This window comes from Pseudomonas sp. TH49, from assembly GCF_016650625.1.
Classification (GTDB): Bacteria; Pseudomonadota; Gammaproteobacteria; order Pseudomonadales; family Pseudomonadaceae; genus Aquipseudomonas; species Aquipseudomonas fluorescens_H.
The window spans coordinates 2,591,968-2,617,500 of record NZ_JAEKFL010000001.1; the positions used below are offsets into that span (position 1 = coordinate 2,591,968).

The following is a 25,533-nucleotide window of genomic DNA, read 5'->3' on the forward strand; positions in this document are numbered from 1 at the left end:
AGAAGTAGTTGCGTGCTCTTTTTTATTATTGATTCGGGCTTCTTGTTTTTGTTGAGTGCCCTCGCCATGAAGCTGTTCCTTCATGACCCTCCCAATCGGGAGCCAAGAGCAAACGGATTGCTTTGGTCGCTGTGTTGCAGTGATCTTGCGATCCAACCAGTACAGGCTCTGTCTTAGGACAGTTTTTGTTGTTCTCGGCCTGGTCGTGGGGCTAGCCCCAAATACAACGCCTCTCCAAAAGAATCAGTTAGCTGCGCCTCTCGCCGTCTTGTTTTTATTGTGCGTGAGTCGATTCGTCTTATTTTTATTGTCTTGTGCATTGCTTGTTATTGTTCTTGTACCAAACATATAGCAGGTGCCGTGCCAACTTTTGCGAAGCCCAATAAAACAAGGGGTTAGGTCGATATAACGGTTTTCTCGGGGCGAAAAAAAGCCGGGGTTTCGTTACCGATAACCCCGGCTTCTGTTACGTGAAAGGACTGAGGTAACAGTTTTTTCACATCCTCAAGCGTTACCCGCACACTCGACAGGTAACGTTCAGCTCTCGCTGGTGACCCCGGTCTTGCGCCGTGGAATACCCAGGCGCTGGCGGCGTTCCCACAGGCACTTGCGGCTGACGCCCAGTTTGCGCGCCAGTTCGGTCTCGGTCATATGATCCTGATGCTCGAGAACGAAGTGCTGGAAGTAGTCTTCCAGTGACAGGTCTTCCGTCGGCTCATGGCTGCTGTTGCTGGTGTTACCCGCGGTTTGTGCGGGCAAGCCGATGAATTCGTCGTCTTCCAGGTCGCTCAGCTCGATGTCGATGCCCAGCAGGTCGGCAGAGATTTCCGGGCTTTCGCTCAGAATCACCGCGCGCTCGACCGCGTTTTCCAGCTCGCGCACGTTACCTGGCCAGGAATAATGCCGGATGGCCTGTTCGGCATCGGCGGCAAATTTCAGGTCGGTACGGTTGATGCGCGCACTCTGGCGAGCGAGGAACGCCGTGGCGATTTCGTTGACGTCGGCGCCGCGTTCACGCAGAGCCGGCAATTTCAGGGCAATCACGTGCAGGCGGTAATACAGGTCTTCACGGAACTGGCCGATTTTCGCCAGGCTCTTGAGGTCGCGGTGGGTCGCGGCGATCAAGCGCACATCGACTTTTTGCGACTGCACCGAACCCACACGGCGAATCTCGCCTTCCTGCAGCACGCGCAGCAGGCGGGCCTGGGCTTCCAGCGGCAGTTCGCCGATCTCGTCGAGGAACAGCGTGCCGCCGTCCGCCGCTTCCACCAGACCGGCGCGACCGGCGCTGGCGCCAGTGAACGCGCCTTTTTCGTGGCCGAACAGTTCGGACTCGATCAGGCTTTCCGGGATGGCTGCGCAGTTCACCGAAATCATCGGTGCCTTGGCACGCTTGGACAGGTTGTGTAGGGCCCGGGCCACCAGTTCCTTACCGGTACCGGACTCGCCCTGAATCAATACATTGGAATCAGTTGGCGCGACCTTGCGGATCTTGCTGTACAGATCCTGCATCGGCGGGCACGAACCGATGATGCCGATTTCACCGTTGCTGTTATCGACGGCGGACTTGCTGCTGCCATTGGCCGGTTTGCCGACAACGGCTTCGCCAGCTGCAGGCGCCGACTGGTGATCACGCAGGATCCGCGCGACGGCCTGAAGCATTTCATCGTGATCGAAAGGCTTGGCGATGTAGTCCACCGCGCCCATCTTCATCGAGTCGACCGCCGAGCGCAGGCTGGCGTAGCTGGTCATGATCAGCACCGGTTTGCCCTGGCCAAGCTTGATCAGCTCGGTACCGGGGGCGCCAGGCAGGCGCAGGTCGCTGACGATCAGATCGAATGTGGGAATACTGAAGCGTTCTTGTGCTTCCTGCACAGAACCGGCTTCGCTGACCTGATACTGGTTGCGTTCCAGCAGGCGGCGCAAGGCGGAGCGGATAATGGTTTCGTCTTCGACGATCAAAATGTGCGGCATTGATTCGATACTCTCGACGGTCTCAGTTCACAGCGGACGTCGCTTCGACATGACGCGGTAAGGTCACCCGGATACGGGTGCCGCGCTGGCTTTGTACATCAGCCGGGCTGTCGATGGTGATTTGTCCATAATGCTCTTCAACGATGGAATAGACCAGTGCAAGGCCCAGACCGGTGCCTTCGCCAGGATCCTTGGTGGTGAAGAAAGGTTCGAACAATCGATCCATGATGTTCTGCGGAATACCACTGCCTTCGTCCTCGACGATCAGATCGACCGTGTGTTCGCCGGCTTCACTCTTGACCCGCACCGCGCTGCCCGCAGGCGAAGCGTCACGGGCGTTGGAGAGCAGATTGATCAGCACCTGGGCGAGCCGCTGCGGATCGCCTTCGACCCAGTGATCGGGGTCGCACAGGTTGTAGAACTGCACTTCGAAGTTGCGCCGGTTCAGCGCCAGCAGGCCAATCGCATCCTGCGCGACTTCGGCCAGACACACCGGTTCGTCGCTGTGCTGGTGGCTGCCAGCGTGGGCGAAGCTCATCAGCGACTGCACGATGCGCGACACACGCTTGGTCTGTTCGAGGATCTGCCCGCTGATTTCCGTCAACTCGCCGTCTTCTTCACGCTCTTCGCGCAGGTTCTGCGCCAGACAGGCGATGCCGGTGATCGGGTTGCCGATTTCATGGGCCACACCCGCCGCCAGTCGGCCAATGCTCGCCAGGCGTTCGGAGTGCACCAGTTTGTCTTCGAGCATCTGCGTTTCGGTCAGGTCTTCCACCAGCAGCACCAGGCCGCTGTTGCCCGGGGCCAACGGTTCATCGATCGCGGCTTTGTGCAGATTGAGCCAGCGGGTCTGGCCGTCGAGGGCCAGGTGCTGTTTGTGCAAGTGTTCGTCGGGCAGGTTGATGAAGCCTTGCAGCAGTTGCTTCCACGGATCGGCGATGGTGCTCAGGCGCGAGCCGACCACCCGTTGCGCGGCGATGCCGGTGAGTTCTTCCATGGCCTTGTTCCACATCAGGATCTCTTGATCCTTGGCCAGCGAGCAGACGCCCATCGGCAGCTCCTGCAGGGTCTGGCGATGGTAGCGGCGCAGGGCGTCGAGTTCGGCGGCCAGCCCGGTGAGGCGCGAGTGGTAGTCCTCGAGGCGGCTTTCGATGAAGTGGATGTCTTCGGTTACATAGTTCTCGCCGCCAGCCTTGTACGGCAGGAAGGTTTCGACCATGTCCTGCGCCACGCTCGGCCCCATCAGGCCGGAGAGGTTGGCTTCGATGCGGTCGCGCAGGCGGCGCAAGGCATAAGGACGGCGTTCGTCGAACGGCAGATAGAGGTCGCGCAGGGCTTGCTCGACTTCTTTCTGCGCCGCCTTGGCGCCCAGCGGTTTCGCCAGTTGCGTGGCGAACTCCTGGGGCGAGGCGGCGTGCAGTTCGCGACGCTGCGGACGACGCACGTTATCCACCGCGCAGGCTTCGGCGGCGCTGGCTTCTTCCGGGCTGGCGTTGGTGAACAGCGAGATCAGCGTGAACATCAGAACGTTGGCCGCCAGCGAGGCGATGGCCGCCATGTGCCAACTGGTGTCGTCCAGCACGTAGATCATGTTCAGCAGGGGAATGTAGAAACCCTGCAGATTGCCGACCAGCGGCAACAGCATGGTCACCACCCACACCAGAATCCCCGCCATCAGACCGGCGATAAAGCCGCGCCGGTTGGCGGTCGGCCAGTACAGCACCGAGAGCACGCCGGGCAGGAATTGCAGGGTCGCGACGAACGCGACGATGCCGAGGTTGGCCAGGTCCTGCCCGGCGCCGAGCATCAGATAAAAGCAGAAACCGGCCATGATGATCGCCACGATCAGCGCCCGGCGGGTCCACTTCAGCCAGCGGTAGATATTGCCTTCGGCCGGCGGCTGGTACAGCGGCAGCACCAGGTGGTTCAGCGCCATCCCCGACAGCGCCAGCGTGGTGACGATGATCAGGCCACTGGCCGCCGACAATCCGCCGACGTACGCCAGCAGGGCCAGTGGTTTGCTGTTGGCGGCAATGCCGATGCCGAGGGTGAAATATTCCGGATCGGTGGTGGCGCCGAGCTTCAGGCCGGCCCAGAGAATCAACGGCACCGCCAGACTCATCAGCAACAGGAACAGCGGCAGGCCCCAGCTGGCACTGACCAGCGAGCGCGGATTGAGGTTTTCGGTGAAGGTCATGTGATACATGTGCGGCATCACGATCGCCGAGGCGAAGAACACCAGCAACAGCGTGCGCCACGGCCCTTCCTGCAGCGGCGTGTGCAACGCGGCGAGGGCGGTCTGGTTTTGCAGCAGCCACAGCTCAAGCTGTTGCGGGCCGTCGAACACACCGTACAACGCATAGAGGCCGACGCCGCCGAGGGCGATCAGTTTGATCACCGATTCGAAGGCAATCGCGAACACCAGTCCTTCGTGTTTCTCGCGGGTGGCGATATGCCGGGAGCCGAAGAAAATCGTGAACAGAATGATCAGCGCACAGAACGCCAGCGCGACGCGGCTCTGGATCGGTTCGCCCGTCAGGATGCCAATGGAATCGGCCACCGCCTGAATCTGCAACGCCAGCAGCGGCAGTACGCCGATCAGCATGAAGATCGTGGTCAGCGCGCCGGCCCAGGTGCTGCGAAAGCGGAAGGCGAACAGGTCCGCCAGCGACGACAGTTGATAGGTACGGGTGATTTTCAGGATCGGATACAGCAGCACCGGCGCCAGCAGAAACGCGCCGGAGACCCCGAGATAACTGGAGAGAAAGCCGTAGCCGTACTGATAGGCCAGCCCCACCGTGCCATAAAACGCCCAGGCACTGGCATAGACCCCCAGCGACAGGGTGTAGGTCAACGGGTGGCGAATGATCGCCCGCGGGATCATGCCCCGTTCACTGATCCAGGCAACGCCGAACAGCACCGCCAGGTACGCGGCACTGATCAGGATCATCTGGGTCAGGCTAAAGCTCATCGGCATCTTTTTGGCTCTGCAGGATGAAGGTCACGACAATCAGGATCAACCAGAGCAGATACGGCCGATACCAGGCGCCCGTGGCGTCGATCCACCAATCCATGATGGCTGGCGAAAACAGATAGATTCCCACGACCAGAAGCAGGACCAAGCGATAGATGTACATCCCGGCCTCTCTTTTTTATGCGCGTGCCCGAAAACGTGCGGCGATGGTAACGGATGGCGGCGCGACTGCAAGTGTCGTCATTGCAGTTGCGCTTCGGGCAGGGTCAGTGTGCGCGGGATCTTCGATGCATCCCAGTGGGCTGCTCCCCAGTTGAGCAATTCCTGCGGTGAGGCGTATTCAAGCTCGGCACCTGGGTTTTGCCCCAGCGCACGCAGGGCCCGCAGCAACAGCGGGGTGGCTTGATCGGCCTCAAGCGGCGGCGAACGGTAGGATTTGCCGAGCTTGTTGCCGTCCGGCTGCGTGATCAATGGCAGGTGCAGATAGCGCGGCTGGCGCAGGCCCAGCAGTTCTTGCAGGTAGAGCTGGCGCGGCGTGGAGTCGAGCAGGTCGGCGCCGCGCACGATGTCGGTGATGCCTTGCCAGGCGTCATCCAGCACCACGGCCAGTTGATAGGCGTAGAGGCCATCGCGGCGGCGAATCACGAAATCGCCGACTTCGCGCCCCAGATGCTGGCGAAACTCGCCCTGCACGCGGTCGATGAAGTGGTATTCCAGCTCCGGCACGCGCAGGCGGATCGCCGCCTCTTGCTGGTCATGGCCGGCATTGCGGCACAAGCCCGGGTAAATGCCGTGGTACGGCTCCAGCTGTTTGCGCGAACAGGTGCAGGCGTAAGCCAGGCCGTGGTTGAACAGACTGTTGAGAACTTCGGCGTAGGCGTCGTGCCGATCACTCTGGCGCACCATCTCGCCGTCCCATTCGAAACCGTAGCTTTCCAGCGCCTTGAGAATCGCCGCCTGCGCGCCGGGTTCCTCCCGGGGCGGATCGAGATCTTCCATGCGCACCAGCCAGCGCCCGCCGACCGCGCGCGCGTCGAGGTAAGAGGCGAGGGCAGCGACCAGCGAGCCGAAGTGCAGGTGGCCACTGGGGGTCGGGGCGAAGCGGCCGATGTAGGCGGGGGCGGTTTTGGCAGTCATGTGGACAATATAACTTTTCAGGATTCGCGCAGATTACCCCTGTGGGAGCGGGCTTGCTCGCGAAAGCGTCAGTTCAGACAACCTGGATGTTGAATGGCCGGCCGCATTCGGGAGCAAGCCCCCTCCCACAAAAGCAAGGCCAAAGGGCAAAGGCAAAAGGCAGAAACAAAAACGGAGCGTTCGCACGCTCCGTTTTTCGTTCAGGTCGAGATTACTTGCCGACCTGCTTTTCCTTGATTTCCGCCAGGGTCTTGCAGTCGATGCACAGATCGGCGGTAGGACGGGCTTCGAGGCGCTTGACGCCGATCTCGATGCCGCAGGATTCGCACCAGCCGTACTCTTCGTCCTGGATCAGTTCGAGGGTCTTGTCGATCTTCTTGATCAACTTGCGCTCGCGGTCGCGGGCGCGCAGCTCGAGGGCGAATTCTTCTTCCTGGCTGGCACGGTCGGCCGGGTCAGGGAAGTTGGCCGCTTCGTCTTTCATGTGATCAACAGTACGGTCGACTTCCTGCATCAAGTCCTGTTTCCACTTGTTCAGGATCTTGGTGAAGTGCGCGCGCATGGGGGCGCCCATGTACTCTTCGCCGGCCTTCGGAACGTAAGGTTCGAAGCCGCTGATCGTCGCTTGCTGCTGTTGCTTTGCTTGGGTGGGCATGAAATGGACCGCCTCTACTCTTGTAATCCATTGCGCAGGATTGCTCCATCACCGACACCTGCCGGCCCTGCGGCTGCAAGCGGGCGAACTTACCAGATCAATTCGGCCCGCGCTACTCCCGGATGTCGAGGCCCCGGCGGGTGGCGCTTGCAGATGTTTGGCAAGCCGTGTCTGGCGCTGTTGAAAGCCTGTTCAATCACTGATTTTAGTCAATCCTGGAGCGTACGCTCATATCGTTACAGTCCAGCGTTCTTGAGGCTGTGACCGCGATGGGTTCTCGCTCGTTCCGGCAGATGGGTAGAATCGTTTCTTTTTCCCCGTCGAAGGAAGGCCAATGGCTCAGCCCTACAGTGCGCGCAGTCGTGCGATCGAACCGTTCCATGTGATGGCGCTGCTGGCGCGGGCCAACGAACTGCAGGCCGAAGGTCACGACGTGATCCACCTGGAAATCGGCGAGCCGGACTTCACCACGGCCGAGCCGATCATCCGTGCCGGGCAAGCGGCGCTGACGGCGGGCAAGACGCGCTACACCGCCGCGCGCGGCATTCCCGAGCTGCGCGAGGCAATTTCCGGGTTCTATCAATCGCGTTACGGCCTGAACATTGATCCGCGGCGGATCCTGATCACCCCGGGTGGCTCCGGTGCGCTGTTGCTGGCCAGTGCCTTGCTGGTCGATCCGGGCAAACACTGGCTGCTGGCGGATCCGGGCTACCCGTGCAACCGGCACTTCCTGCGTCTGGTCGAAGGCGCGGCGCAACTGGTTCCGGTCGGACCGGAGGTGCGTTACCAACTGACCCCGGATCTGGTGGCGCGGCATTGGGATCACGACAGCGTCGGTGCGTTGGTGGCGTCGCCGGCCAACCCGACCGGTACCATTCTGACCCGCGATGAACTGGCCGGGTTATCCACAGCGATCAAGGCGCGCCACGGGCATCTGGTGGTGGACGAGATCTACCACGGCCTGACTTACGGCACCGATGCCGCCAGCGTGCTGGAAGTCGATGACAGCGCCTTTGTCCTCAACAGTTTTTCCAAGTATTTCGGCATGACCGGCTGGCGTCTCGGCTGGCTGGTGGCGCCGGACGCGGCGGTCAGTGAGCTGGAAAAACTCGCACAGAACCTCTACATCAGTGCCCCGAGCATGGCGCAGTACGCCGCACTGGCCTGTTTCGAGCCGGACACTATCGCCATCCTCGAAGAGCGCCGCGCGGAATTTGGCCGCCGCCGCGACTTCCTGCTGCCGGCGTTGCGCGAGTTAGGGTTCAACATCGCCGTCGAGCCTGAAGGTGCGTTCTACTTGTACGCCGATATCAGCCAGTTCGGCGGTGATGCCTTCGCGTTCTGCCGACATTTCCTCGAAACCGAGCACGTTGCCTTCACCCCGGGGCTGGATTTCGGCCGTTATCAGGCCAGCCACCATGTGCGTTTTGCTTACACGCAAAACCTCCCTCGCTTACAGGAAGCGGTGGAACGCATCGCTCGCGGCCTGAAGAGCTGGCAAGGCTGATGCGCTTTTATCCGGCTCTGGAAGAGGCGCGGTTGATTCGCCGCTACAAACGTTTTCTGGCGGATGTTGAAACGGTCAATGGCGAGTTGTTGACCCTGCACTGCCCGAACACTGGTTCGATGCTGAATTGTCAGGTCGAGGGCGGGCAGGTGTGGTTCAGTCGCTCAAACGATCCGAAACGCAAGCTGCCCGGTACCTGGGAAATCGGCGAAACCCCGCAAGGGCGGCTGTTCTGCGTGAACACCGGGCGCGCCAATGCGCTGGTCGAAGAGGCGCTGCAAGCCGGAGTCATCAGCGAGTTGAACGGCTTTACGGCGCTTAAACGCGAAGTGCCGTACGGCCAGGAAAAGAGCCGCATCGACTTTCGCCTCGAATACCCGAGCGGTCCGGCCTACGTGGAAGTAAAAAGCGTCACGTTAGGCTTCGATGGAACCAACGTGGCGGCGTTTCCTGACGCGGTCACCCAGCGCGGCGCCAAGCATCTGCGTGAACTGGCGCATCTGGCTCGTGACGGTATTCGTGCGGTGCAGTTGTACTGCGTCAATCTCAGCGGGATTGAAGCGGTGCGGCCGGCCGAGGAAATCGATTCGGCCTACGCCGATGCCCTGCGTGAAGCGGTGGCGTGCGGGGTCGAGGTGCTGGCCTACGGCGTGCGTTTGAACCACGAAGAGATGGTGATCGACCGGCGGCTGGACGTTTTGCTCAACGGTTAAACATCTATCCACAACCCTTGGGCATCTTCGCGGCAGGGGATGGCGGTCAGGGATTGTCCGGCGCAGGGCCCGGCGACGCATTCACCGTCCTCGATCAGAAACAGTGCGCCGTGGGTGGCGCACTGGATCAGGCTGTTGCTCGGGTCGAGAAACTGGTCGGGATGCCATTCCAGGCCCACACCACGATGCGGGCAACGGTTGAGATAAACATAGGCCTGACCATTGCGGCGCACGGCAAACAGTTTGTTGCCGTCGATGTCGAACCCACGGCTGCCGGCCTCAGCGAGATCGGCGCCGGCGCACAAGAACTTCATGGCTATCCTCAAGTGTCGGCTCGTTTCAGGAAATGTCCGAGCTTGACGTTTAAATGCAAACAATTATCAAATGGCCGCCTTCGCCCACTGTGCGCAGCCGCCGCCAAGGATACTTGGCCTGCCGGTTCGCTGCCCGGGAAAACTGTTCAAGGAAAGTTGCGTATGCGCCTGATTACCCGCGTTGTTGTGCTGTGTGTCGGACTGCTCGCCAGCCTTCAGGCGACAGCTGCCGATTTGCCACAGCGTTGGGTCAGCGCCGGTGGGGCGCTTTCGGAGTGGGTGAGTGCATTGGGTGGCGAATCCAGACTGGTCGGGGTCGACACCACCAGCCAGCATCCGCAGTCGCTGAAGCAGCTGCCAAGCATCGGTTATCAACGCAGCCTCTCGGCTGAAGACATTCTCAGCCTGCGCCCGGACATTCTCATCGGTACCGAAGAAATGGGCCCGCCGCCGGTTATTGCTCAGGTGAAGAGCGCCAAGGTACAGGTTGAACTGTTTTCGGCGCAGCCGGATCTGCCGACCCTGGAAAAAAACGTTACGCATCTCGGACAGTTGCTGGGCGCGCAAGAGCAGGCGGCGCAGTTGCTGGAAAGTTATCAACAGCAGCTCACCGCGCAGAAAGCCCGAATCGTCGAGTTGCAGGCCAGGCATAAGGCGCCCGGTGTGCTGGTATTGATCGGGCATGCCGGCGGTAAACCGTTGATTGCCGGCAAGGACACTGCCGCCGACTGGATGCTGCAACGGGCCGGCGGACATAACCTGGCGACGCATACCGGTTACAAGCCGTTCTCCGTGGAATCGCTGGCCGGGCTCGATCCTGAGGTGCTGGTGTTTGCTGATCGCGCGTTGAGCGGCGAGGCGGCAAAAGCGGCGTTGTTCAAGGAAAACCCCATTCTCAATTCAAGCCGTGCGGCCAAGGCCGGACGGGTGCTGGAGCTGGATCCGACGCTGCTGGTCGGCGGGCTTGGGCCACGTTTGCCGGCGGCACTGAAGAATTTGTCTGACGGTTTCTACCCGACCGCGAGCGGCCAATGACCACGCTGGTCAAACCACGAAGCCTGTTTATCGGCCTGACGCTCCTGTGTTTGCTGGCCATCTGGCTGTCATTGGCGCTGGGGCCGGTGAGCCTGCCGCTGTTCGATACGTTGCGCGCGGCCTTGCGCATGCTCGGCGTACCTGTGGCGCCGGACGGTCTGGAGCAGGCTGAGCTGATTCTCGGGCAGATCCGTCTGCCGCGTACCTTGCTCGGCTTGGCCGTCGGCGGCGTGCTGGCGCTGTCGGGCGTGGCGATGCAGGGCTTGTTTCGCAATCCGTTGGCCGATCCCGGGCTGGTCGGGGTGTCCAGCGGTGCGGCACTCGGCGCAGCGATTGCGATTGTCGGCGGTTCGTTTTTTGGCGGTTTGCCAGAGTGGTTCGGGCCGTATCTGTTGTCGGCGTGCGCGTTTCTCGGTGGCCTGGGCGTGACGGCGCTGGTCTATCGGCTCGGACGGCGCAACGGCCAGACCAACGTCGCGACCATGCTGCTGGCCGGGATCGCGCTGACGGCGTTGGCAAGCTCGGCGGTGGGTCTGTTCACCTATCTGGCGGATGATGCGACCTTGCGCACGCTGACTTTCTGGAATCTGGGCAGCCTCAATGGCGCCAGTTATGCGCGGCTGTGGCCATTGCTGATCATCAGCACCGGCGTTGCGTTGTGGCTGCCGCGTCGTGCCAAAGCGCTGAATGCGCTGTTGCTCGGGGAGTCCGAAGCCGGGCATCTGGGGATTGATGTCGAACGGCTCAAGCGTGAACTGGTGTTCTGCACGGCGTTGGGTGTTGGCGCGGCGGTGGCAGCAGCGGGGATGATTGGCTTCGTCGGGCTGGTAGTGCCGCATCTGGTGCGTTTATTGGCCGGGCCCGATCACCGGGTGTTGCTGCCAGCATCAGTGTTGGCGGGGGCGAGCCTGTTGTTGCTGGCGGATCTGGTGGCGCGGCTGGCGCTGGCGCCGGCGGAGTTGCCGATCGGTATTGTCACCGCGTTTATCGGTGCGCCGTTCTTCCTCTATTTGCTGTTGCGAGGACGTGCCTGATGCTGCGTGCGCACAATCTGCATATCCGTCGCGGGCGCAAGACAGTCCTCAGCGACGTCACCCTGCAACTTGAACCCGGTGAGGTGCTGGGTGTGCTCGGGCCGAACGGTGCCGGCAAAAGCACCTTGCTCGGTGCGTTGTGCGGTGAACTGGCTGCGGGTGAGGGCGAGGTGTTGCTCGATGACAAGGCGCTGAGTCACTGGACAGGTATTCAACGCGCCCAGCGTCTGGCGGTGTTGCCGCAGGTGTCGACGCTGGATTTTGCCTTCCGCGTGGAAGAAGTGGTCGGTATGGGCCGCCTGCCATATCAAAGCGGTCGGGCGCGCGACGACGAGATCGTTGCGGCAGCGCTGGCCGCTGCGGATGCCGGGCATCTGAGCGGGCGCAGTTATCTGGCGCTGTCGGGCGGCGAGCGCCAGCGTGTCCATCTGGCGCGGGTGCTGGCGCAGCTATGGCCTGGGCAGGCCGGACAAACCCTGTTGCTGGATGAACCGACCTCGATGCTCGATCCCTTGCATCAACACACCACGTTGCAGGCGGTGCGCGAGTTTGCCGATCGTGGCGCGGCGGTGCTGGTCATCCTGCATGATCTGAATCTGGCGGCGCGCTATTGTGATCGGGTGTTGCTGCTCGAAGGCGGGCGCCCGGTGGCGCTGGATACGCCGCAGCAAGTCTTGCGACCGGACTCGCTCAAAGCTGTGTTCGGTCTCGAAGTATTGGTGCAGCCGCACCCGGAGCGTGGGCATCCGCTGATCATCGCCCGCTGATTTCTCATCGAGGTGATGGTATGCGCGGGATGTGGTTGTTAGCGGTGTTGCTGCTTGCAGGATGTGAGCATGTTGCCCCGCCCCCGCCAATCAATGGCGAAATTCGTGATCTGCACAGCGGCCAGATACTGACGGCACAGGAACTGCTGACGCGTCTGTCGGGACCGCAACTGCTCATCATCGGCGAGCAGCATGACAACGCCGATCACCACGCCGCGCAGTTGTGGCTGTTGCAGGTGCTTGGGGAGCAGCGCCCTCAGGGCAGTCTGCTGCTGGAAATGCTCACGCCGAAGCAACAGCCGAACGTTGACCAGGTTCGCCATGCAGCAGCGCCCCCTACTGATCTTCCCGCCGCGTTGGCCTGGCAGGATGGCTGGGACTGGAGTCTCTATGGACCGATCGTTCGGTTTGCCCTCACGCAACCCTATCCGCTGTTGGCGGCCAATCTGGATGACGGCGAAATCCGCGCTGTCTACCGTCAGTCGCCAGCCCTCAGCGGTGTTCGCAGCAATGCGGCATTGGTGAAAGCCACGCTGCTCGAACAGATCAGCGACTCACATTGCGGCTTGCTGCCCAAATCACAGATGCCGGCGATGCTTGCTGTTCAACAACAGCGGGATCGGCGGCCGAACGCTTGATGGCGGCACCGACGCCGGCGTTACTGTTGGCGGGGGGCTGGCATGCGCGCAAGGATGTTGGCGTGCCGCTGCATGTGCTGGATCTGGGCGCGGCCCGGGCACCAACGGTGCTGATGCTCGCCGAGCAGGGCGCTGAAGTGACTGCGGCGATGGCTGATTTCGTCTGGTACACCCCGGCCACGCCCGCGCAGGATTACTGCGCGCAGATGCGCAAACAATTTGGCCAATGACTTTTCCACAGGCAAAAAAAGACCCGGTAAAAACCGGGTCAAATAACCGTGATTAGCCTGATGAGGAGATAATCTGAGAGTCCGAACCAAGGGCTTTTCAGAATATCGACTGATCTCGCGACCAGTTGTGATAATCATAGCGATTCTCATTACCGAGTCAACCACTGTTTTTCCGTTTGCTTGATTTAGTCGTGCAAATGGCTGGAATGCCCCGGAAACAAGGGACTCAACGTGGAGCTTTGATCGCACTCAGTTGCGTGATCTGCTGATTGAGCTGGCCGATGCGCCGGGCCATGCTCTCAATCAGGCTGTGCGCGATCTTCGGATTGGTGCGGGTCATGCTCAGAAACTGCTCGCCGGGAATCAGCATCACCGTGCTCGGCTCGCGAGCGATAACCGTCGCATTGCGTGGCTCACCGGTGAACACCGCCATGGCGCCGAAAATCTCGTCCTTGGGCACTTCGCCAACCTTGTGTCCATCCACGAACGCTTCGGCATGCCCATCGATGATCACGAAGACGTGATCGGCGGCATCGCCCTGCTGGATCAACACCTCACCGCTCTCGACCCGTTTAAAACCATTGGTGCTGCGGAACTCCCGCGGTTTCAGTTCGGCCACCGCGTGAGCCAGCAGCGCCATCTGCCCCAGCAGATACTCAAGCCACTGTTCGGCCCGGCCCGGCTCGGCATATAAATGCTGGAACAGTTCGGTTCGCCGATAGGGCAGCAAGCGCAATGGCCCGTCGCTGCGCAGACGGCAATCGGCCCAGGCGTCACCTTGCTGCAGACCGATCAGATCGCCTTCCTGCCAGTAAAACAGCGCACGGCCGCCGATGTAGCCGTTGATGACGCCTTCTGTCAGTAGAAACAGCTGATCATGTGGGAGCTGTGCCATCAGGTCGTCAGAGGTTTCTGGCTCAAGCGCCGGCCCGCACGGCGAAAGACCCTCGAGCCAGCTTGCAGGCAAACTCTGCAAACGATTGATCAGTGCATCGACAGGTGCCGATTGTTCCCCGAGCAGATACATGGCCGTCAGCGCCTGTTCAGTTCTTGTGACGCGAGGAGATGGCTTCGAGCTGCTTGTTCAAGGCGTCTTTGCGTTCGGCCGGGATGTCATTCCAGTGCACATCCATCAGCGCCCCTTCGATCGCGTACAACAACACCTTTGATGCGCGAAACCCGCGGGTACGCACGGCCCGATAGGCGTCCACCGCCCCCAGGCGACGCAAGTCCGAGGCGCTGTGGATACCCACGGCATGCAGCCATTGCGCCGACGTCTTGCCAAGATTCTTCAGGTGTTGCAGTTCATCATTCATCAAGCCTCCTTGCGACGGCCGAATGGTGCGTGGGCGATCTTCTCAGGAGTGTAGCCATCAGTAGGAAAAGCGTGGTTGTTTGGTCGGATTCGACGCAAACGCTTCTAAGAAAGGGGCTGCGAACGCAGAAAGGAGGGAAGAAACGCGAAAACATGTAGGAGCGGGGCTTGCTCGCGAAGGCGTCCTGTCAGCCACCAGATGTATCGACTGACACTACGCCTTCGCGAGCAAGCCCGCTCCCACACGGGAAAGGCGTCGGGTCAGAGAAAGATAAAAATTATCAGCGAGTGCGATAGCGCAGGCGGGTGCCGAAATTCATCGACATCAGGATCTCGTCGGCACTCAGTTCCGGCGGGAAGTACGCGCCGGAAATCTGCGCATGGGCCAGGCTCGCGCCTTCGAGTGATGCATTACGAAAGTCGATGCCACGCAAATCGGCAGAGCGGAAGTAGGCGTCCCGGAAATCCACGCCATCGGCGTTCAGTTCACGCAAGTCGAGACCACGGAAGTCGCCACCAACCATGTCGATCGGGCCGTCGTTCGGGCGTTCCTTGTTGAAGCCTGCGATGTCGTCTTTGTGCAGCAGGGCATAAAGCGGGGTGTCGAGAAGTTTCGGCTGGCTCATGTCACATCACCTGTTGGTTTTATGACGCCAGTATAGTGCCACTATTTGACGGCCGTGAAGCAAGCGAGGGCTTCACGGCCGAAATAGTTTCTTACAGGCCTGGCAGTCGCTGTCGGATCTGCGCCACTACGGTGTCGAGGGTCCCGCTTTCATTGGTTTGTACGCGTTTGCTGCGCAGAATTTCTTCTGGCGTCAGCGCTTCGCGGCTGGCCTGCTGGGCCTCGATTACCGCCAGCGTGGCGTCGGAAGGATCTTTCTTGTCAGCCTGACGAATCGCCAGCCAGCTCTCGATCACGGCTTGCGGTGCGTTGCAGTCGAGGATCAGGAACGGCGTGCCGGTGGCTTCGGCGACTTGAGCGGCGTTGTCGCGTTGCTCGCGCTTGAGGTAGGTCGCATCGATCACTACCGGGAAACCGGCGTGCAGAATCACTCCGGCAATCTCATGCAGGCGGGCATAAGTGGCGGCGCTGGCATCGGCGCTGTAAATCCCGGCCTGCACGTCGTTGGCTACGGTCTGCTCGCCGAACAGGCGCTTGCGCTCGACGTCGGAACGCAGGCGAATCGCGCCCAGCGCTTCGACCAGGCGCATGGCTACGTGGCTCTTGCCGACAGCCGATACGCCGTGGGTGATGGCCATGAAGCGCGAAGGAATGGTGCTGTAGCTTTCCGCCAGGTTGGCGTAGTTGCGGTATTGGCGCAGGGTGGTTGCGCGCTGCACCGGGGTGGCATCCGCCGGCATGCTGAACAGCGCGACTTTGGCACGAACCAGTGCGCGGTAGGCTTTATAGAAGTTCAGCACTTCCAGGCCTTGATAGTCGCCGGTCAGCTCCAGGTACTGGCTGATGAAGCGGCGGGCCAGGGATTTCAGGCCACGGTCTTCCAGGTCCATCGCCAGGAAACCGGTGTCGGCCCATACGTCGGTGAAGCGGAACGGTTCGTTGAACTCGATGCAGTCGAAGATCACCACTTTGCCATTGATGACGGTGGCGTTACCCAAGTGGATGTCGCCGTGGCATTCGCGAGTGAAACCCTCGGCCTTGCGCTGGCTGAACAGTGCCTTGAGACGATCGAAGCTGCTTTCGGCCCAGGCTTTCAGTGCCTCGAGTTGCAACAGATCATTTTTGTCGCTGAGGAACGGCAGGATCTGTTCGAAGTTCTGGCGCACCGGGGCCATCACGCTGTCCGGCGTGCCGGCGTCGTGTTCGGCCGGGACTTTTGGCGCGCTGAGGTGGAATTTGGCGATCTGCTCGGCCATTTCGTCGATGTGCTGAGTGGTCAGCTCGCCGTTGGCTTGCAAGGTGCTGAGCAGGCCGGTCTGTGGGAATTGACGCATTTTCAGCACATATTCGATCACCGGGCCGTCGCCGCCCAGTTGTGGCGCTTCGACACTGCCGGTCACCGGCAACACGTCCAGATACAAATCTTCGGTCAGGCGCTGGTTCAGACGCAGTTCTTCAGCGCAGAAGTGCGCGCGCGATTCGAGGCTGGTGAAGTCGAGGAAGCCGAAATTCACCGGCTTCTTCACTTTATAAGCAAACGGGCCGGTGAGGATCACCCACGAGATATGGGTTTCGATGACCTGGAACCCTTCGACGGGGTGCGGGTAGAGGGCCGGGTTTTGCAGGGCAGCGATCAGTGACTGGCTCACGGGCGATCCTTCAGAGACTGGGAAATTCGAGGTCGCCATTATGGCCGCTCGCCAGCCTGACGCAAACCTCGGAGCGCTCCTGTTGAGTATGAATAAAGTGCGTATAATCCGCCGCCATGACTCGAACTCGATCCCCCCGTACCAAGAAAAAACCACCTTCCCAGGGCCTGCGCCCATGGCTGGGTTGGACCATTAAACTCAGTCTGGTCGGCCTTGTGGTGCTGGCTGGCTTCGCCGTTTACCTCGATGCCGTGGTGCAGGAGAAGTTCTCCGGCAAGCGCTGGACCATCCCGGCCAAGGTATACGCGCGTCCGCTTGAGCTGTTCGTCGGACAAAAGCTGAGCAAGGAAGATTTCCTCACCGAGCTCGATGCCTTGGGCTATCGCCGCGAAGCCGTGAGCAATGGCCCCGGCGCTGCTGCCGTCAACGGCAATACCGTTGATCTGAATACCCGTGGCTTCCAGTTCTATGAAGGCCTGGAAAAAGCCCAGCCGGTGCGCGTGCGCTTCTCCGGCGACTATGTGGCCGAACTCTCGGGGCTCAACGGTGCGAAATTGTCCGTGGTGCGGCTGGAGCCGCTGTTGATTGGCGGCATTTATCCGAAAAACCTTGAAGACCGCATCCTGATCAAGATCGATCAGGTGCCGCCGTACCTGCTCGATACTCTGATCGCGGTGGAAGACCGGGACTACTACAGTCACTGGGGCGTGTCGCCGAAGTCGATTGCCCGAGCGATCTGGGTCAATACCTCTGGCGGCAAGATGACCCAGGGCGGCAGTACGCTGACCCAGCAGTTGGTGAAAAACTTCTACCTCACCAACGAGCGCAGCCTGAGCCGCAAGCTCACCGAAGCGATGATGGCGATGCTGCTGGAGCTGCACTACGACAAGAAGGAAATTCTTGAGGCCTACCTCAACGAAGTCTTCGTCGGGCAGGACGGTCAGCGTGCGGTGCACGGCTTTGGTCTGGCCAGTCAGTTCTTCTTCGGTCAGCCATTGTCCGAGCTGAAGCTGCATCAGGTAGCGTTGCTGGTCGGCATGGTCAAAGGGCCGTCCTACTACAACCCGCGTCGCAACCCGGAACGCGCGCTGGAGCGGCGTAACCTGGTGCTCGACGTGCTTGAGCAGCAAGGCGTGGCGACTGCCGAACAGGTCGAAGCGGCGAAGAAAATGCCACTGGGTGTCACCACTCGCGGCAAGCTCGCCGACAGCTCGTTCCCGGGCTTTATCGATCTGGTCAAACGCCAGTTGCGTGAAGACTACCGCGACGAAGACTTGACCGAAGAAGGTCTGCGGATCTTCACCAGTTTCGACCCTATTCTGCAGATGAAGGCCGAGGCGTCGGTCAATGACACCTTTAAACGCCTGGCCGGACGCAAGGGCTCCGATGACGTGGAAGCGGCGATGGTCGTGACCAACCCGGAGACCGGCGAAGTCCAGGCCATGATCGGCAGCCGGCAGGCCAGTTTTGCCGGTTTCAACCGGGCGCTGGATGCGGTGCGGCCGGTGGGCTCGCTGATCAAGCCGGCGGTCTATCTGACCGCGCTGGAGAAACCGAGCCAGTACACGCTGACCAGTTGGCTGTCGGACGAACCGCTGGCCGTCAAGGGTGCGGACGGTCAGGTGTGGAAACCACAGAACTATGACCGTCGCTCCCACGGCACCGTGTTCCTCTATCAGGGGCTGGCGCATTCCTACAACCTGTCGACCTCGCGTCTGGGCCTGGAAGTAGGCGTGCCGAACGTGCTCAAGACCTTGGGACGCCTGGGCGTTACGCGGGAATTCCCGGCATTCCCGTCGATGTTGCTGGGTGCTGGCGGCATGACCCCGATCGAAGTGGCGACCATGTACCAGACCCTGGCCAACGGCGGTTTCAATACGCCGATGCGCGGGATTCGCAGCGTACTGACCGCCGATGGCGAACCGCTCAAGCGTTATCCGTTCCAGATTCAACAGCGTTTCGATCCGGCTTCCATCTACCTGATCCAGAACGCCATGCAGCGGGTAATGCGTGAAGGTACCGGCAGTTCGGTTTACAACGTGCTGCCCAAGACCCTGACGCTGGCCGGCAAGACCGGTACCAGTAACGATTCGCGCGACAGCTGGTTCGCCGGTTTCAGTCAGGATCTGTTGGCGGTGGTCTGGCTGGGTCGTGACGACAACGGCAAGACCCCGTTCACCGGTGCAACCGGCGCGTTGCAGGTCTGGACCAGTTTCATGCGCAAGGCCGATCCGCTGCCGCTGGACATGCCGCAGCCGGACAACATCGTCCAGGCGTGGGTCGATTCGCGTACCGGGCAAGGCTCCGATGCCAACTGTCCGGGGGCGGTGCAGATGCCGTATATTCGCGGCAGCGAACCGCCACCCGGCGCCTCGTGTGCAAGCGAAACGCCTGCTTCGCCAGAGTCGGTGATGGATTGGGTCAAGGGCTGGATGAATTAAGCAAAGAGGGTTTCAAGTGAACAAGTGGTTGATTCCAGCGGTGACTGCCGTGGCTTTGCTCAGCGGCTGCTCTACCGTACAGCGTGGTTCGATCCCGGTGGTGGATGCCGGCACGACCGTGTCCAACAGCGAACGCCTGTCGGCCAACGGCGGCTTCCGCAAGACGACAGTCAAACGCCCGGTGCAGGATCAGGCGCAATCCCAGGCCATCCCGCAAGGCGACACCGGTGTGGTAGTGATGGTGCCGGGCGGTGGCGCGACAACTTCGACGCCGATCAGCTCGTCGCCGATCGTTCCGGGGCCAGCGTCCGGCGGTATCACCGCGGGGCCGTACAACCCGTCGCCGGTCGAGTCGGCGCCGATCAACTCCGGCAGCTACAGCATGCCTTCGACCCCAAGCGGCATTCCTTCGGCCAGCAGTGGCGGCGGTCTGTCGGCTGACGAACAACTGGATGGCCCGGTGCTCGCCTTGCTGACCACGGCGCAACAGCAGCAGGCGGGTGGCGACCTCAACGGCGCGTCCTCCAGCCTGGAGCGCGCTCAACGCGTTGCCCCGCGTGAGCCGCAAGTGCTTTACCGCTTGGCGCAAGTACGCATGGCTCAAGGTGATGCGCCACAGGCCGAGCAGTTCGCCCGTCGGGCGCTGACCATGGCCAACGGTCGTCCGGACTTGCAGGCCAATCTGTGGGAAATCATCGCTCAGTCCCGTGAGAAACAAGGCGATTCCGCCGGCGCCGCTCAGGCCCGTCAGAAGGCCAAGGTTTCACTGTGATGGATCGCCGTTTCCCGAAAATCGCCGATCAGTTGCTGTTGATCGAGCGCGAACTGCGCGCGCAGGGTTGGTGGGATGACGTTCAGCCATCGGTCGAAGCCTTGAGCAGTGTCGAGCCGTTTTCGGTCGACACGCTGGATTTCGAGCAGTGGCTGCAATGGATCTTCCTGCCTCGGATGAAGATGATTCTCGAGCAGGATCTGCCGTTACCCAATGCCTCGGGCATTCAGGAAATGGCCGAAATGGTCTTTGCCCAGCGCAATCTGCAGGGCAAGGATCGGCAATTGCAGGTGTTGCTCAAAGAGTTTGACCTGCTGATCACCGCTTCCCGCTAGCGCCGATCTCCCTGTAGGAGCTGCCGCAGTCTGCGATCTTTTGATCTGCTCTTGTAAACAAGGTCAAAAGATCGCAGCTCCTACAGGTGTCTATTCGCAGTTCTGCGCAATCTGCTTCTGCGCTTCGACAATGCGCTCTTGCCGTTGTGCATCGTCGAGACGCCTCAGTTCTCCCTCCACTTCCTCCCTCAAACGCGGATTGTTCTGCAATTGCGCCAGGTTCGTCCGTGCCTGCTCGCAAAACGCCTTGAGCTGCGCCTGCTGCTCGGTTACTTGTTTTTTCACCTTGTCGTCGATGGCTTTCTGATCGCCCAACGCACCGCTGCCAGGTATGGCGGCAGGTCTCGGCGGGGGCGAGGAGGGCGTCTGCATGGTCGTCGCCGGCTGACCTTGCGGCGGCTGCGCATCAAAGTGAGTGACGCCTTGGGCATCGACCCATTTGTAGATCTGACCGGCCATGCACCACGGGCTGAGACCGAGCAGCAGTGTGACGAGGAGCGTTCGCATGCTGATTCCTTAGCAAAATTGCGCAATTGACACTAACAGAGTAGCGGTTTTCAGGTTTTTTCTTGCGTTCTCATGTGCTTACCCACAATTAAGCACATTGACGGCTTGACTTGGAGAGGGCGAAACAGAAGAATCCAAAGTCCGCTGTAGAGGGACTGCCAGAAGCAGACCCACTCGGTAGATCATGAGGCGCATATCCGCGTCGACCTGTTACACCCGCAACGCGTTACCTCGCGCTGGGTGGGAAAGGCCCGCAACACTTGGGACGATCCCAATACTTGCTCAGTCAGTGCTGACGTAGTCGGCGACCACCGTCGCTCATGCTCTGCCGAGAAGTAAACCTATTAAGACCCGCCCCTTTTGTGTGGACGGTATTCTGGCGTTTTAGAGGTGAACAACGTGGAGCTTTTATCTGGCGGTGAGATGCTCGTCCGCTTCTTGCGTGACGAAGGCGTCAAATATATCTACGGGTACCCTGGTGGTGCTCTCCTTCATGTTTACGATGCCCTGTTCAAAGAACCGGAAGTGACCCACATCCTGGTTCGTCACGAGCAAGCGGCTACCCATATGGCTGACGGCTACGCCCGTGCCACCGGTAAAGCCGGCGTGGTATTGGTGACTTCCGGTCCAGGCGCCACAAACGCCATCACCGGTATTGCCACCGCCTATATGGATTCGATTCCAATGGTGATCATTTCCGGTCAGGTGCCAAGCACCATGGTCGGCACCGACGCGTTCCAGGAAACCGACATGATCGGTATCTCCCGGCCGATCGTGAAGCACAGCTTCATGATCAAGCACGCCTCGGAAATCCCGGAAGTCATGAAGAAGGCCTTCTACCTTGCACAATCCGGTCGTCCAGGTCCGGTCGTGGTCGATATCCCGAAAGACATGACCAACCCGGCCGAGAAGTTCGAATACGTCTTCCCGAAAAAAGCCAAGCTGCGTTCCTACAGCCCGGCCGTTCGCGGCCATTCCGGGCAGATCCGCAAAGCGGCAGAAATGCTCCTGGCGGCCAAGCGCCCAGTGCTTTATTCCGGTGGCGGCGTGATCCTGGGCAACGGTTCCGCACCGCTGACCGAACTGGCCAAAATGCTCAACCTGCCAGTGACCAACACCTTGATGGGCCTGGGTGGTTTCCCAGGCACCGACCGTCAGTTCATCGGCATGCTCGGCATGCACGGCAGCTACACCGCCAACCTGGCGATGCACCATGCCGACGTAATCCTGGCTGTCGGCGCACGTTTCGATGACCGTGTGATCAACGGCGCGGCGAAGTTCTGCCCGAACGCCAAGATCATCCACATCGACATCGATCCGGCTTCGATCTCCAAGACCATCAAGGCCGACGTGCCAATCGTTGGCCCGGTGGAGAGCGTCCTGACCGAAATGGTCGCGATCCTCAAGGAAATCGGCGAGACCCCGAACAAGGAGTCCGTTGCCAGTTGGTGGAAGCAAGTCGATGAATGGCGCGGCGATCGCGGCCTGTTCCCTTATGACAAGGGCGACGGCAGCCTGATCAAACCGCAGACTGTGATCGAGACCCTGTGCGAAGTGACCAAGGGCGATGCCTTCATCACTTCCGACGTGGGCCAGCACCAGATGTTCGCTGCGCAGTACTACAAGTTCAACAAGCCGAACCGCTGGATCAACTCCGGTGGCCTGGGCACCATGGGCTTCGGTTTTCCGGCGGCCATGGGCATCAAGTTGAGCTTCCCGGATGACGACGTTGCCTGCGTCACCGGCGAAGGCAGCATCCAGATGAACATCCAGGAGCTGTCGACCTGCCTGCAATATGGCTTGCCGGTGAAAATCGTCATCCTGAACAACGGCGTTCTGGGGATGGTTCGTCAGTGGCAGGACATGAGCTATGGCAGCCGCCACTCGCACTCTTATATGGAGTCGCTGCCTGACTTCGTCAAACTGGCTGAAGCCTACGGTCACGTCGGCGTGCGCATCACCGATTCGAAAGATTTGAAGTCGAAGATGGAAGAGGCGTTCGCCATGAAAGATCGTCTGGTGGTGATCGATATTTCGGTCGATACCAGCGAGCACGTCTACCCGATGCAGATCAAAGACGGCTCCATGCGCGATATGTGGCTGAGCAAGACGGAGCGTACTTAATCATGCGGCACATTATTTCCCTGCTTCTGGAAAACGAACCCGGCGCTTTGTCTCGCGTAGTCGGCCTGTTCTCGCAGCGCAACTACAACATTGAAAGCCTGACGGTGGCCCCAACCGAAGACCCGACGCTGTCGCGTCTGACGCTGACCACTGTCGGCCACGATGAAATCATCGAGCAGATCACCAAAAACCTGAACAAGCTGATCGAAGTGGTCAAGCTGGTGGACCTGTCGGAAAGCGCTCACATCGAGCGCGAGCTGATGCTGGTCAAGGTCAAGGCCACTGGTGCCCAGCGCGCCGAGATCAAACGCACCACCGATATTTACCGTGGACAGATCGTCGATGTCAGCGCCAGCGTGTATACCGTTCAATTGACCGGTACCAGCGACAAGCTCGACAGCTTCATTCAGTCCATCGGCACCGCATCGATTCTGGAAACCGTCCGTAGCGGCGTGACCGGCATTGCCCGCGGCGACAAAGTACTCAGCATCTAAACCAAATTAGCGAATGGCCTGAACGGCCTGGATATATAGGGGAAATTCATGAAAGTTTTCTACGATAAAGACTGCGACCTGTCGATCATCCAGGGCAAGAAAGTTGCCATCATCGGTTACGGCTCCCAGGGCCACGCTCAAGCGTGCAACCTGAAAGATTCCGGTGTCGACGTTACCGTCGGTCTGCGTAAAGGTTCGGCCACTGTTGCCAAAGCCGAAGCCCACGGCCTGAAAGTGACCGACGTTGCTTCCGCTGTAGCTGCTGCCGATCTGGTCATGATCCTGACCCCGGACGAGTTCCAGTCCTCGCTGTACAAGAACGAAATCGAGCCGAATATCAAGAAAGGCGCCACCCTGGCCTTCTCCCACGGCTTCGCGATCCACTACAACCAGGTTGTTCCGCGTGCCGACCTCGACGTGATCATGATCGCGCCGAAAGCTCCGGGTCACACCGTACGTTCCGAGTTCGTGAAGGGCGGCGGTATCCCTGACCTGATCGCGATCTACCAGGACGCTTCGGGTAACGCCAAAAACGTTGCACTGTCCTACGCAGCTGGTGTGGGTGGCGGTCGTACCGGCATCATCGAAACTACCTTCAAGGACGAGACCGAAACCGACCTGTTCGGCGAACAAGCCGTACTGTGCGGCGGTACCGTTGAACTGGTCAAAGCCGGTTTCGAAACTCTGGTTGAAGCTGGCTACGCGCCGGAAATGGCCTACTTCGAGTGCCTGCACGAACTGAAACTGATCGTTGACCTCATGTACGAAGGCGGTATCGCCAACATGAACTACTCGATCTCCAACAACGCTGAGTACGGCGAGTACGTGACCGGTCCGGAAGTGATCAACGCCGAATCCCGTCAGGCCATGCGCAATGCCCTGAAACGTATTCAGGACGGCGAATACGCCAAAATGTTCATCAGCGAAGGCGCAACCGGCTACCCTTCGATGACCGCCAAGCGTCGTAACAACGCCGCTCACGGTATCGAAATCATCGGCGAGCAACTGCGCTCCATGATGCCGTGGATCGGTGCCAACAAGATCGTCGACAAAGCCAAAAACTAAGTCGTCATCCTTGTACGAAAAACGCGGCTTCGGCCGCGTTTTTTCGTTTGAAACCGATGGTTCTGGTATAAAGCTGCATCGTTTGTGGCCGAACCGTCGTCACAGGCACCTGTCGAAACTTTCCAAACCGTTGCAAGGTAATGTCCATGAGCGAACGTCCCGAAGAGCCGAACCAGGCTTCTGACGCCGAAAGCCTGCTGCCCATCGATGAACATGTCGAGGAAGGGCACGACGCAGAAGGTCGTAAAGTCCGGCATCGTGGTATCTATCTGCTGCCGAATCTGTTCACCACTGCGAACCTGTTCGCAGGGTTTTATTCCATCATCAACTCGATGAGTGCCCAGGCTGCCTTGAGCGCCGGGGACTCTGCGAACGCGAGCAAGTACTTCGCCTTCGCCGCGATCGCAATCTTTGTGGCCATGGTGCTCGATGGTCTTGATGGGCGTGTCGCGCGCATGACCAATACGCAAAGTGCCTTCGGCGCCGAGTATGACTCGCTGTCGGACATGGTCGCTTTCGGTGTCGCACCGGCGTTGCTGGCTTTTGGCTGGGCATTGGGCGACATGGGTAAGGTCGGCTGGATGGTTGCCTTCATCTATGTAGCCGGCGCGGCATTGCGTCTGGCGCGTTTCAACACCCAGGTCGGTACGGCGGACAAGCGCTATTTCATCGGTCTGGCCAGCCCAGCAGCTGCCGGCGTGGTGGCGGGGATCGTCTGGGCGTTCAGCGATTACGGCATTCAGGGTTCGAAGATGTCGTTCCTGGTCGCGCTGATGGTGGCGGCTGCCGGCATGCTGATGGTCAGCAACATCAAGTACAACAGCTTCAAGGAGCTGGATTTGAAGGGCCGTGTGCCGTTCGTGGCGATTCTCGCCGTGGTGCTGGTGTTCGCCGTGGTGTTCAGCGATCCACCGCGCATTTTGCTGCTGGTGTTCCTCGCTTACGCGGCTTCCGGCCCGGTGCAATACCTGTTGCATCTTCGTCGTCACAAAAACGCCGAGTGATGTAATTTCCCGCATACTCCGCAGTCTATGGGTGCATCTGTCCTCCAAAGCTGCGGAGTTGCCATGCTGATCAAAATCCCCAAAGCGTCCGACTGCCATGAGTCGGATGTCACGCCTGAAGCCATTTATCTTTCTCGTCGCCAATTGCTCGGAGCTACCGCTGCCGGTATCGCCGTGAGCAGCCTGCCGCGTTGGGCCAGCGCTGAAGACGCGGCGCGTTATGC

24 protein-coding genes and 1 pseudogene (1 of these 25 only partly in view) are annotated in these 25,533 nt (G+C 60.3%); 14 read left to right on the forward strand and 11 right to left on the reverse strand.

From position 1 onward, the window contains the following. Positions 1 to 537: 537 nt before the first annotated feature. From JFU48_RS11830 to dksA, 5 genes are all read right to left on the reverse strand, one after another. Positions 538 to 1,974 (reverse strand): sigma-54-dependent transcriptional regulator, encoded by a 1,437-nt coding sequence (locus JFU48_RS11830; protein WP_103484960.1) that lies wholly within the window; start codon positions 1,972 to 1,974, stop codon positions 538 to 540. Positions 1,975 to 1,996: 22 nt separating this feature from the next. Then, complete coding sequence (locus tag JFU48_RS11835; RefSeq protein WP_003228254.1) at positions 1,997 to 4,951, reverse strand: sensor histidine kinase; 2,955 nt, start codon at positions 4,949 to 4,951, stop codon at positions 1,997 to 1,999. After that, a complete protein-coding gene (locus tag JFU48_RS11840; RefSeq protein ID WP_003176118.1) occupies positions 4,935 to 5,111 on the reverse strand; it encodes a hypothetical protein in 177 nt (58 codons plus the stop codon). Before JFU48_RS11840 ends, JFU48_RS11835 begins: the two co-directional genes overlap by 17 nt. 77 nt (positions 5,112 to 5,188) lie before the next feature. After that, a complete protein-coding gene (gluQRS, locus tag JFU48_RS11845) occupies positions 5,189 to 6,085 on the reverse strand; it encodes a tRNA glutamyl-Q(34) synthetase GluQRS (RefSeq protein ID WP_201136567.1) in 897 nt (298 codons plus the stop codon). 211 nt (positions 6,086 to 6,296) lie between these two features. After that, positions 6,297 to 6,740: an RNA polymerase-binding protein DksA gene (gene dksA, locus JFU48_RS11850; protein ID WP_003228250.1), complete on the reverse strand. Its 444-nt coding sequence runs from the start codon at positions 6,738 to 6,740 to the stop codon at positions 6,297 to 6,299. 334 nt (positions 6,741 to 7,074) lie between these two features. Between dksA and JFU48_RS11855 the strand changes: the two genes are divergently transcribed. After that, on the forward strand, positions 7,075 to 8,247 hold the full coding sequence (locus tag JFU48_RS11855) for a pyridoxal phosphate-dependent aminotransferase (protein WP_003228248.1): 1,173 nt from the start codon (positions 7,075 to 7,077) through the stop codon (positions 8,245 to 8,247). Further along, positions 8,247 to 8,960, forward strand: a complete 714-nt coding sequence (sfsA, locus tag JFU48_RS11860) for a DNA/RNA nuclease SfsA (protein ID WP_003228246.1) — start codon at positions 8,247 to 8,249, stop codon at positions 8,958 to 8,960. The genes JFU48_RS11855 and sfsA overlap by 1 nt, the downstream gene beginning before the upstream one ends. Here the strand turns inward: sfsA and JFU48_RS11865 are convergent. Next, a complete protein-coding gene (locus JFU48_RS11865) occupies positions 8,957 to 9,274 on the reverse strand; it encodes a Rieske (2Fe-2S) protein (RefSeq protein WP_027614091.1) in 318 nt (105 codons plus the stop codon). The two genes, sfsA and JFU48_RS11865, sit on opposite strands and share 4 nt — an antisense overlap. Positions 9,275 to 9,436: 162 nt before the next feature. On the opposite strand from JFU48_RS11865, the gene JFU48_RS11870 reads away from it, so the two are divergent. The 4 genes and pseudogenes from JFU48_RS11870 to JFU48_RS11885 all read left to right on the forward strand — a co-directional run bounded on the left by JFU48_RS11870 (position 9,437) and on the right by JFU48_RS11885 (position 12,978). After that, a complete protein-coding gene (locus JFU48_RS11870) occupies positions 9,437 to 10,309 on the forward strand; it encodes a heme/hemin ABC transporter substrate-binding protein (protein ID WP_201136568.1) in 873 nt (290 codons plus the stop codon). Between the two features lie 50 nt (positions 10,310 to 10,359). After that, complete coding sequence (locus JFU48_RS11875) at positions 10,360 to 11,343, forward strand: FecCD family ABC transporter permease (protein WP_201137075.1); 984 nt, start codon at positions 10,360 to 10,362, stop codon at positions 11,341 to 11,343. Beyond that, positions 11,343 to 12,110, forward strand: a complete 768-nt coding sequence (locus tag JFU48_RS11880) for a heme ABC transporter ATP-binding protein (RefSeq protein WP_201136569.1) — start codon at positions 11,343 to 11,345, stop codon at positions 12,108 to 12,110. The genes JFU48_RS11875 and JFU48_RS11880 overlap by 1 nt, the downstream gene beginning before the upstream one ends. A gap of 20 nt (positions 12,111 to 12,130) precedes the next feature. After that, positions 12,131 to 12,978, forward strand: a pseudogene (locus JFU48_RS11885) (ChaN family lipoprotein). Between the two features lie 226 nt (positions 12,979 to 13,204). On the opposite strand, the gene JFU48_RS11890 reads toward JFU48_RS11885, so the two are convergent. The 4 genes from JFU48_RS11890 to JFU48_RS11905 all read right to left on the reverse strand — a co-directional run bounded on the left by JFU48_RS11890 (position 13,205) and on the right by JFU48_RS11905 (position 16,567). Beyond that, positions 13,205 to 14,005, reverse strand: a complete 801-nt coding sequence (locus JFU48_RS11890; RefSeq protein ID WP_201136570.1) for a Crp/Fnr family transcriptional regulator — start codon at positions 14,003 to 14,005, stop codon at positions 13,205 to 13,207. Between the two features lie 16 nt (positions 14,006 to 14,021). Beyond that, positions 14,022 to 14,294 carry a TfoX/Sxy family protein gene (locus JFU48_RS11895; protein WP_003228231.1) on the reverse strand — a complete coding sequence of 91 codons (273 nt, stop codon included), beginning with the start codon at positions 14,292 to 14,294 and terminating at the stop codon, positions 14,022 to 14,024. A gap of 280 nt (positions 14,295 to 14,574) precedes the next feature. Beyond that, positions 14,575 to 14,919: a pentapeptide repeat-containing protein gene (locus JFU48_RS11900; protein WP_003228227.1), complete on the reverse strand. Its 345-nt coding sequence runs from the start codon at positions 14,917 to 14,919 to the stop codon at positions 14,575 to 14,577. A gap of 91 nt (positions 14,920 to 15,010) precedes the next feature. Then, the gene (locus JFU48_RS11905) at positions 15,011 to 16,567 is read right to left on the reverse strand and encodes an AAA family ATPase (RefSeq protein ID WP_201136571.1); all 1,557 of its coding nucleotides are present in this window, start codon (positions 16,565 to 16,567) and stop codon (positions 15,011 to 15,013) included. 116 nt (positions 16,568 to 16,683) lie between these two features. On the opposite strand from JFU48_RS11905, the gene mrcB reads away from it, so the two are divergent. Genes mrcB through JFU48_RS11920 form a run of 3 tightly spaced genes read left to right on the forward strand, consistent with a single transcriptional unit; the run spans position 16,684 to position 20,115 of the window. Continuing rightward, positions 16,684 to 19,008 (forward strand): penicillin-binding protein 1B, encoded by a 2,325-nt coding sequence (gene mrcB / locus JFU48_RS11910; protein ID WP_201136572.1) that lies wholly within the window; start codon positions 16,684 to 16,686, stop codon positions 19,006 to 19,008. Positions 19,009 to 19,024: 16 nt separating this feature from the next. Further along, positions 19,025 to 19,780: a hypothetical protein gene (locus tag JFU48_RS11915; RefSeq protein WP_103484950.1), complete on the forward strand. Its 756-nt coding sequence runs from the start codon at positions 19,025 to 19,027 to the stop codon at positions 19,778 to 19,780. Continuing rightward, complete coding sequence (locus tag JFU48_RS11920; RefSeq protein ID WP_103521357.1) at positions 19,780 to 20,115, forward strand: YqcC family protein; 336 nt, start codon at positions 19,780 to 19,782, stop codon at positions 20,113 to 20,115. Before JFU48_RS11915 ends, JFU48_RS11920 begins: the two co-directional genes overlap by 1 nt. Positions 20,116 to 20,205: 90 nt before the next feature. Here the strand turns inward: JFU48_RS11920 and JFU48_RS11925 are convergent, their stop codons facing one another. Next, the gene (locus tag JFU48_RS11925; protein ID WP_201136573.1) at positions 20,206 to 20,622 is read right to left on the reverse strand and encodes a DUF4124 domain-containing protein; all 417 of its coding nucleotides are present in this window, start codon (positions 20,620 to 20,622) and stop codon (positions 20,206 to 20,208) included. A gap of 399 nt (positions 20,623 to 21,021) precedes the next feature. On the opposite strand from JFU48_RS11925, the gene JFU48_RS11930 reads away from it, so the two are divergent. The 5 genes from JFU48_RS11930 to msrP all read left to right on the forward strand — a co-directional run. Then, a complete protein-coding gene (locus tag JFU48_RS11930; protein WP_045122841.1) occupies positions 21,022 to 22,746 on the forward strand; it encodes an acetolactate synthase 3 large subunit in 1,725 nt (574 codons plus the stop codon). 2 nt (positions 22,747 to 22,748) lie between these two features. Continuing rightward, positions 22,749 to 23,240, forward strand: coding sequence for an acetolactate synthase small subunit (ilvN, locus tag JFU48_RS11935; protein WP_003205610.1), 492 nt, complete (start codon positions 22,749 to 22,751; stop codon positions 23,238 to 23,240). Between the two features lie 48 nt (positions 23,241 to 23,288). Beyond that, a complete protein-coding gene (ilvC, locus tag JFU48_RS11940) occupies positions 23,289 to 24,305 on the forward strand; it encodes a ketol-acid reductoisomerase (RefSeq protein WP_003228216.1) in 1,017 nt (338 codons plus the stop codon). 146 nt (positions 24,306 to 24,451) lie between these two features. After that, complete coding sequence (gene pssA / locus JFU48_RS11945) at positions 24,452 to 25,309, forward strand: CDP-diacylglycerol--serine O-phosphatidyltransferase (RefSeq protein WP_003228213.1); 858 nt, start codon at positions 24,452 to 24,454, stop codon at positions 25,307 to 25,309. 63 nt (positions 25,310 to 25,372) lie between these two features. Beyond that, positions 25,373 to 25,533 carry the 5' portion of a protein-methionine-sulfoxide reductase catalytic subunit MsrP gene (gene msrP, locus JFU48_RS11950; protein ID WP_103484948.1) on the forward strand. 853 nt of this gene lie beyond the right edge of the window, so 161 of the gene's 1,014 nt are visible here — the first part of the coding sequence; its start codon is at positions 25,373 to 25,375; its stop codon lies off the right edge, out of view.

What these genes read in the sequence shown, in the direction of transcription:
- dksA (WP_003228250.1), bottom strand. Translation starts at nt 6,740, where the DNA reads ATGCCCACCCAAGCAAAGCAACAGCAGCAAGCGACGATCAGCGGCTTC.
- JFU48_RS11830 (WP_103484960.1), bottom strand. Translation starts at nt 1,974, where the DNA reads ATGCCGCACATTTTGATCGTCGAAGACGAAACCATTATCCGCTCCGCC.
- JFU48_RS11855 (WP_003228248.1), top strand. Translation starts at nt 7,075, where the DNA reads ATGGCTCAGCCCTACAGTGCGCGCAGTCGTGCGATCGAACCGTTCCAT.
- JFU48_RS11880 (WP_201136569.1), top strand. Translation starts at nt 11,343, where the DNA reads ATGCTGCGTGCGCACAATCTGCATATCCGTCGCGGGCGCAAGACAGTC.
- mrcB (WP_201136572.1), top strand. Translation starts at nt 16,684, where the DNA reads ATGACTCGAACTCGATCCCCCCGTACCAAGAAAAAACCACCTTCCCAG.
- pssA (WP_003228213.1), top strand. Translation starts at nt 24,452, where the DNA reads ATGAGCGAACGTCCCGAAGAGCCGAACCAGGCTTCTGACGCCGAAAGC.
- JFU48_RS11890 (WP_201136570.1), bottom strand. Translation starts at nt 14,005, where the DNA reads ATGTATCTGCTCGGGGAACAATCGGCACCTGTCGATGCACTGATCAAT.
- JFU48_RS11920 (WP_103521357.1), top strand. Translation starts at nt 19,780, where the DNA reads ATGGATCGCCGTTTCCCGAAAATCGCCGATCAGTTGCTGTTGATCGAG.
- JFU48_RS11840 (WP_003176118.1), bottom strand. Translation starts at nt 5,111, where the DNA reads ATGTACATCTATCGCTTGGTCCTGCTTCTGGTCGTGGGAATCTATCTG.
- JFU48_RS11895 (WP_003228231.1), bottom strand. Translation starts at nt 14,294, where the DNA reads ATGAATGATGAACTGCAACACCTGAAGAATCTTGGCAAGACGTCGGCG.
- sfsA (WP_003228246.1), top strand. Translation starts at nt 8,247, where the DNA reads ATGCGCTTTTATCCGGCTCTGGAAGAGGCGCGGTTGATTCGCCGCTAC.
- JFU48_RS11900 (WP_003228227.1), bottom strand. Translation starts at nt 14,919, where the DNA reads ATGAGCCAGCCGAAACTTCTCGACACCCCGCTTTATGCCCTGCTGCAC.
- JFU48_RS11835 (WP_003228254.1), bottom strand. Translation starts at nt 4,951, where the DNA reads ATGCCGATGAGCTTTAGCCTGACCCAGATGATCCTGATCAGTGCCGCG.
- gluQRS (WP_201136567.1), bottom strand. Translation starts at nt 6,085, where the DNA reads ATGACTGCCAAAACCGCCCCCGCCTACATCGGCCGCTTCGCCCCGACC.
- ilvC (WP_003228216.1), top strand. Translation starts at nt 23,289, where the DNA reads ATGAAAGTTTTCTACGATAAAGACTGCGACCTGTCGATCATCCAGGGC.
- ilvN (WP_003205610.1), top strand. Translation starts at nt 22,749, where the DNA reads ATGCGGCACATTATTTCCCTGCTTCTGGAAAACGAACCCGGCGCTTTG.
- JFU48_RS11925 (WP_201136573.1), bottom strand. Translation starts at nt 20,622, where the DNA reads ATGCGAACGCTCCTCGTCACACTGCTGCTCGGTCTCAGCCCGTGGTGC.
- JFU48_RS11865 (WP_027614091.1), bottom strand. Translation starts at nt 9,274, where the DNA reads ATGAAGTTCTTGTGCGCCGGCGCCGATCTCGCTGAGGCCGGCAGCCGT.
- JFU48_RS11870 (WP_201136568.1), top strand. Translation starts at nt 9,437, where the DNA reads ATGCGCCTGATTACCCGCGTTGTTGTGCTGTGTGTCGGACTGCTCGCC.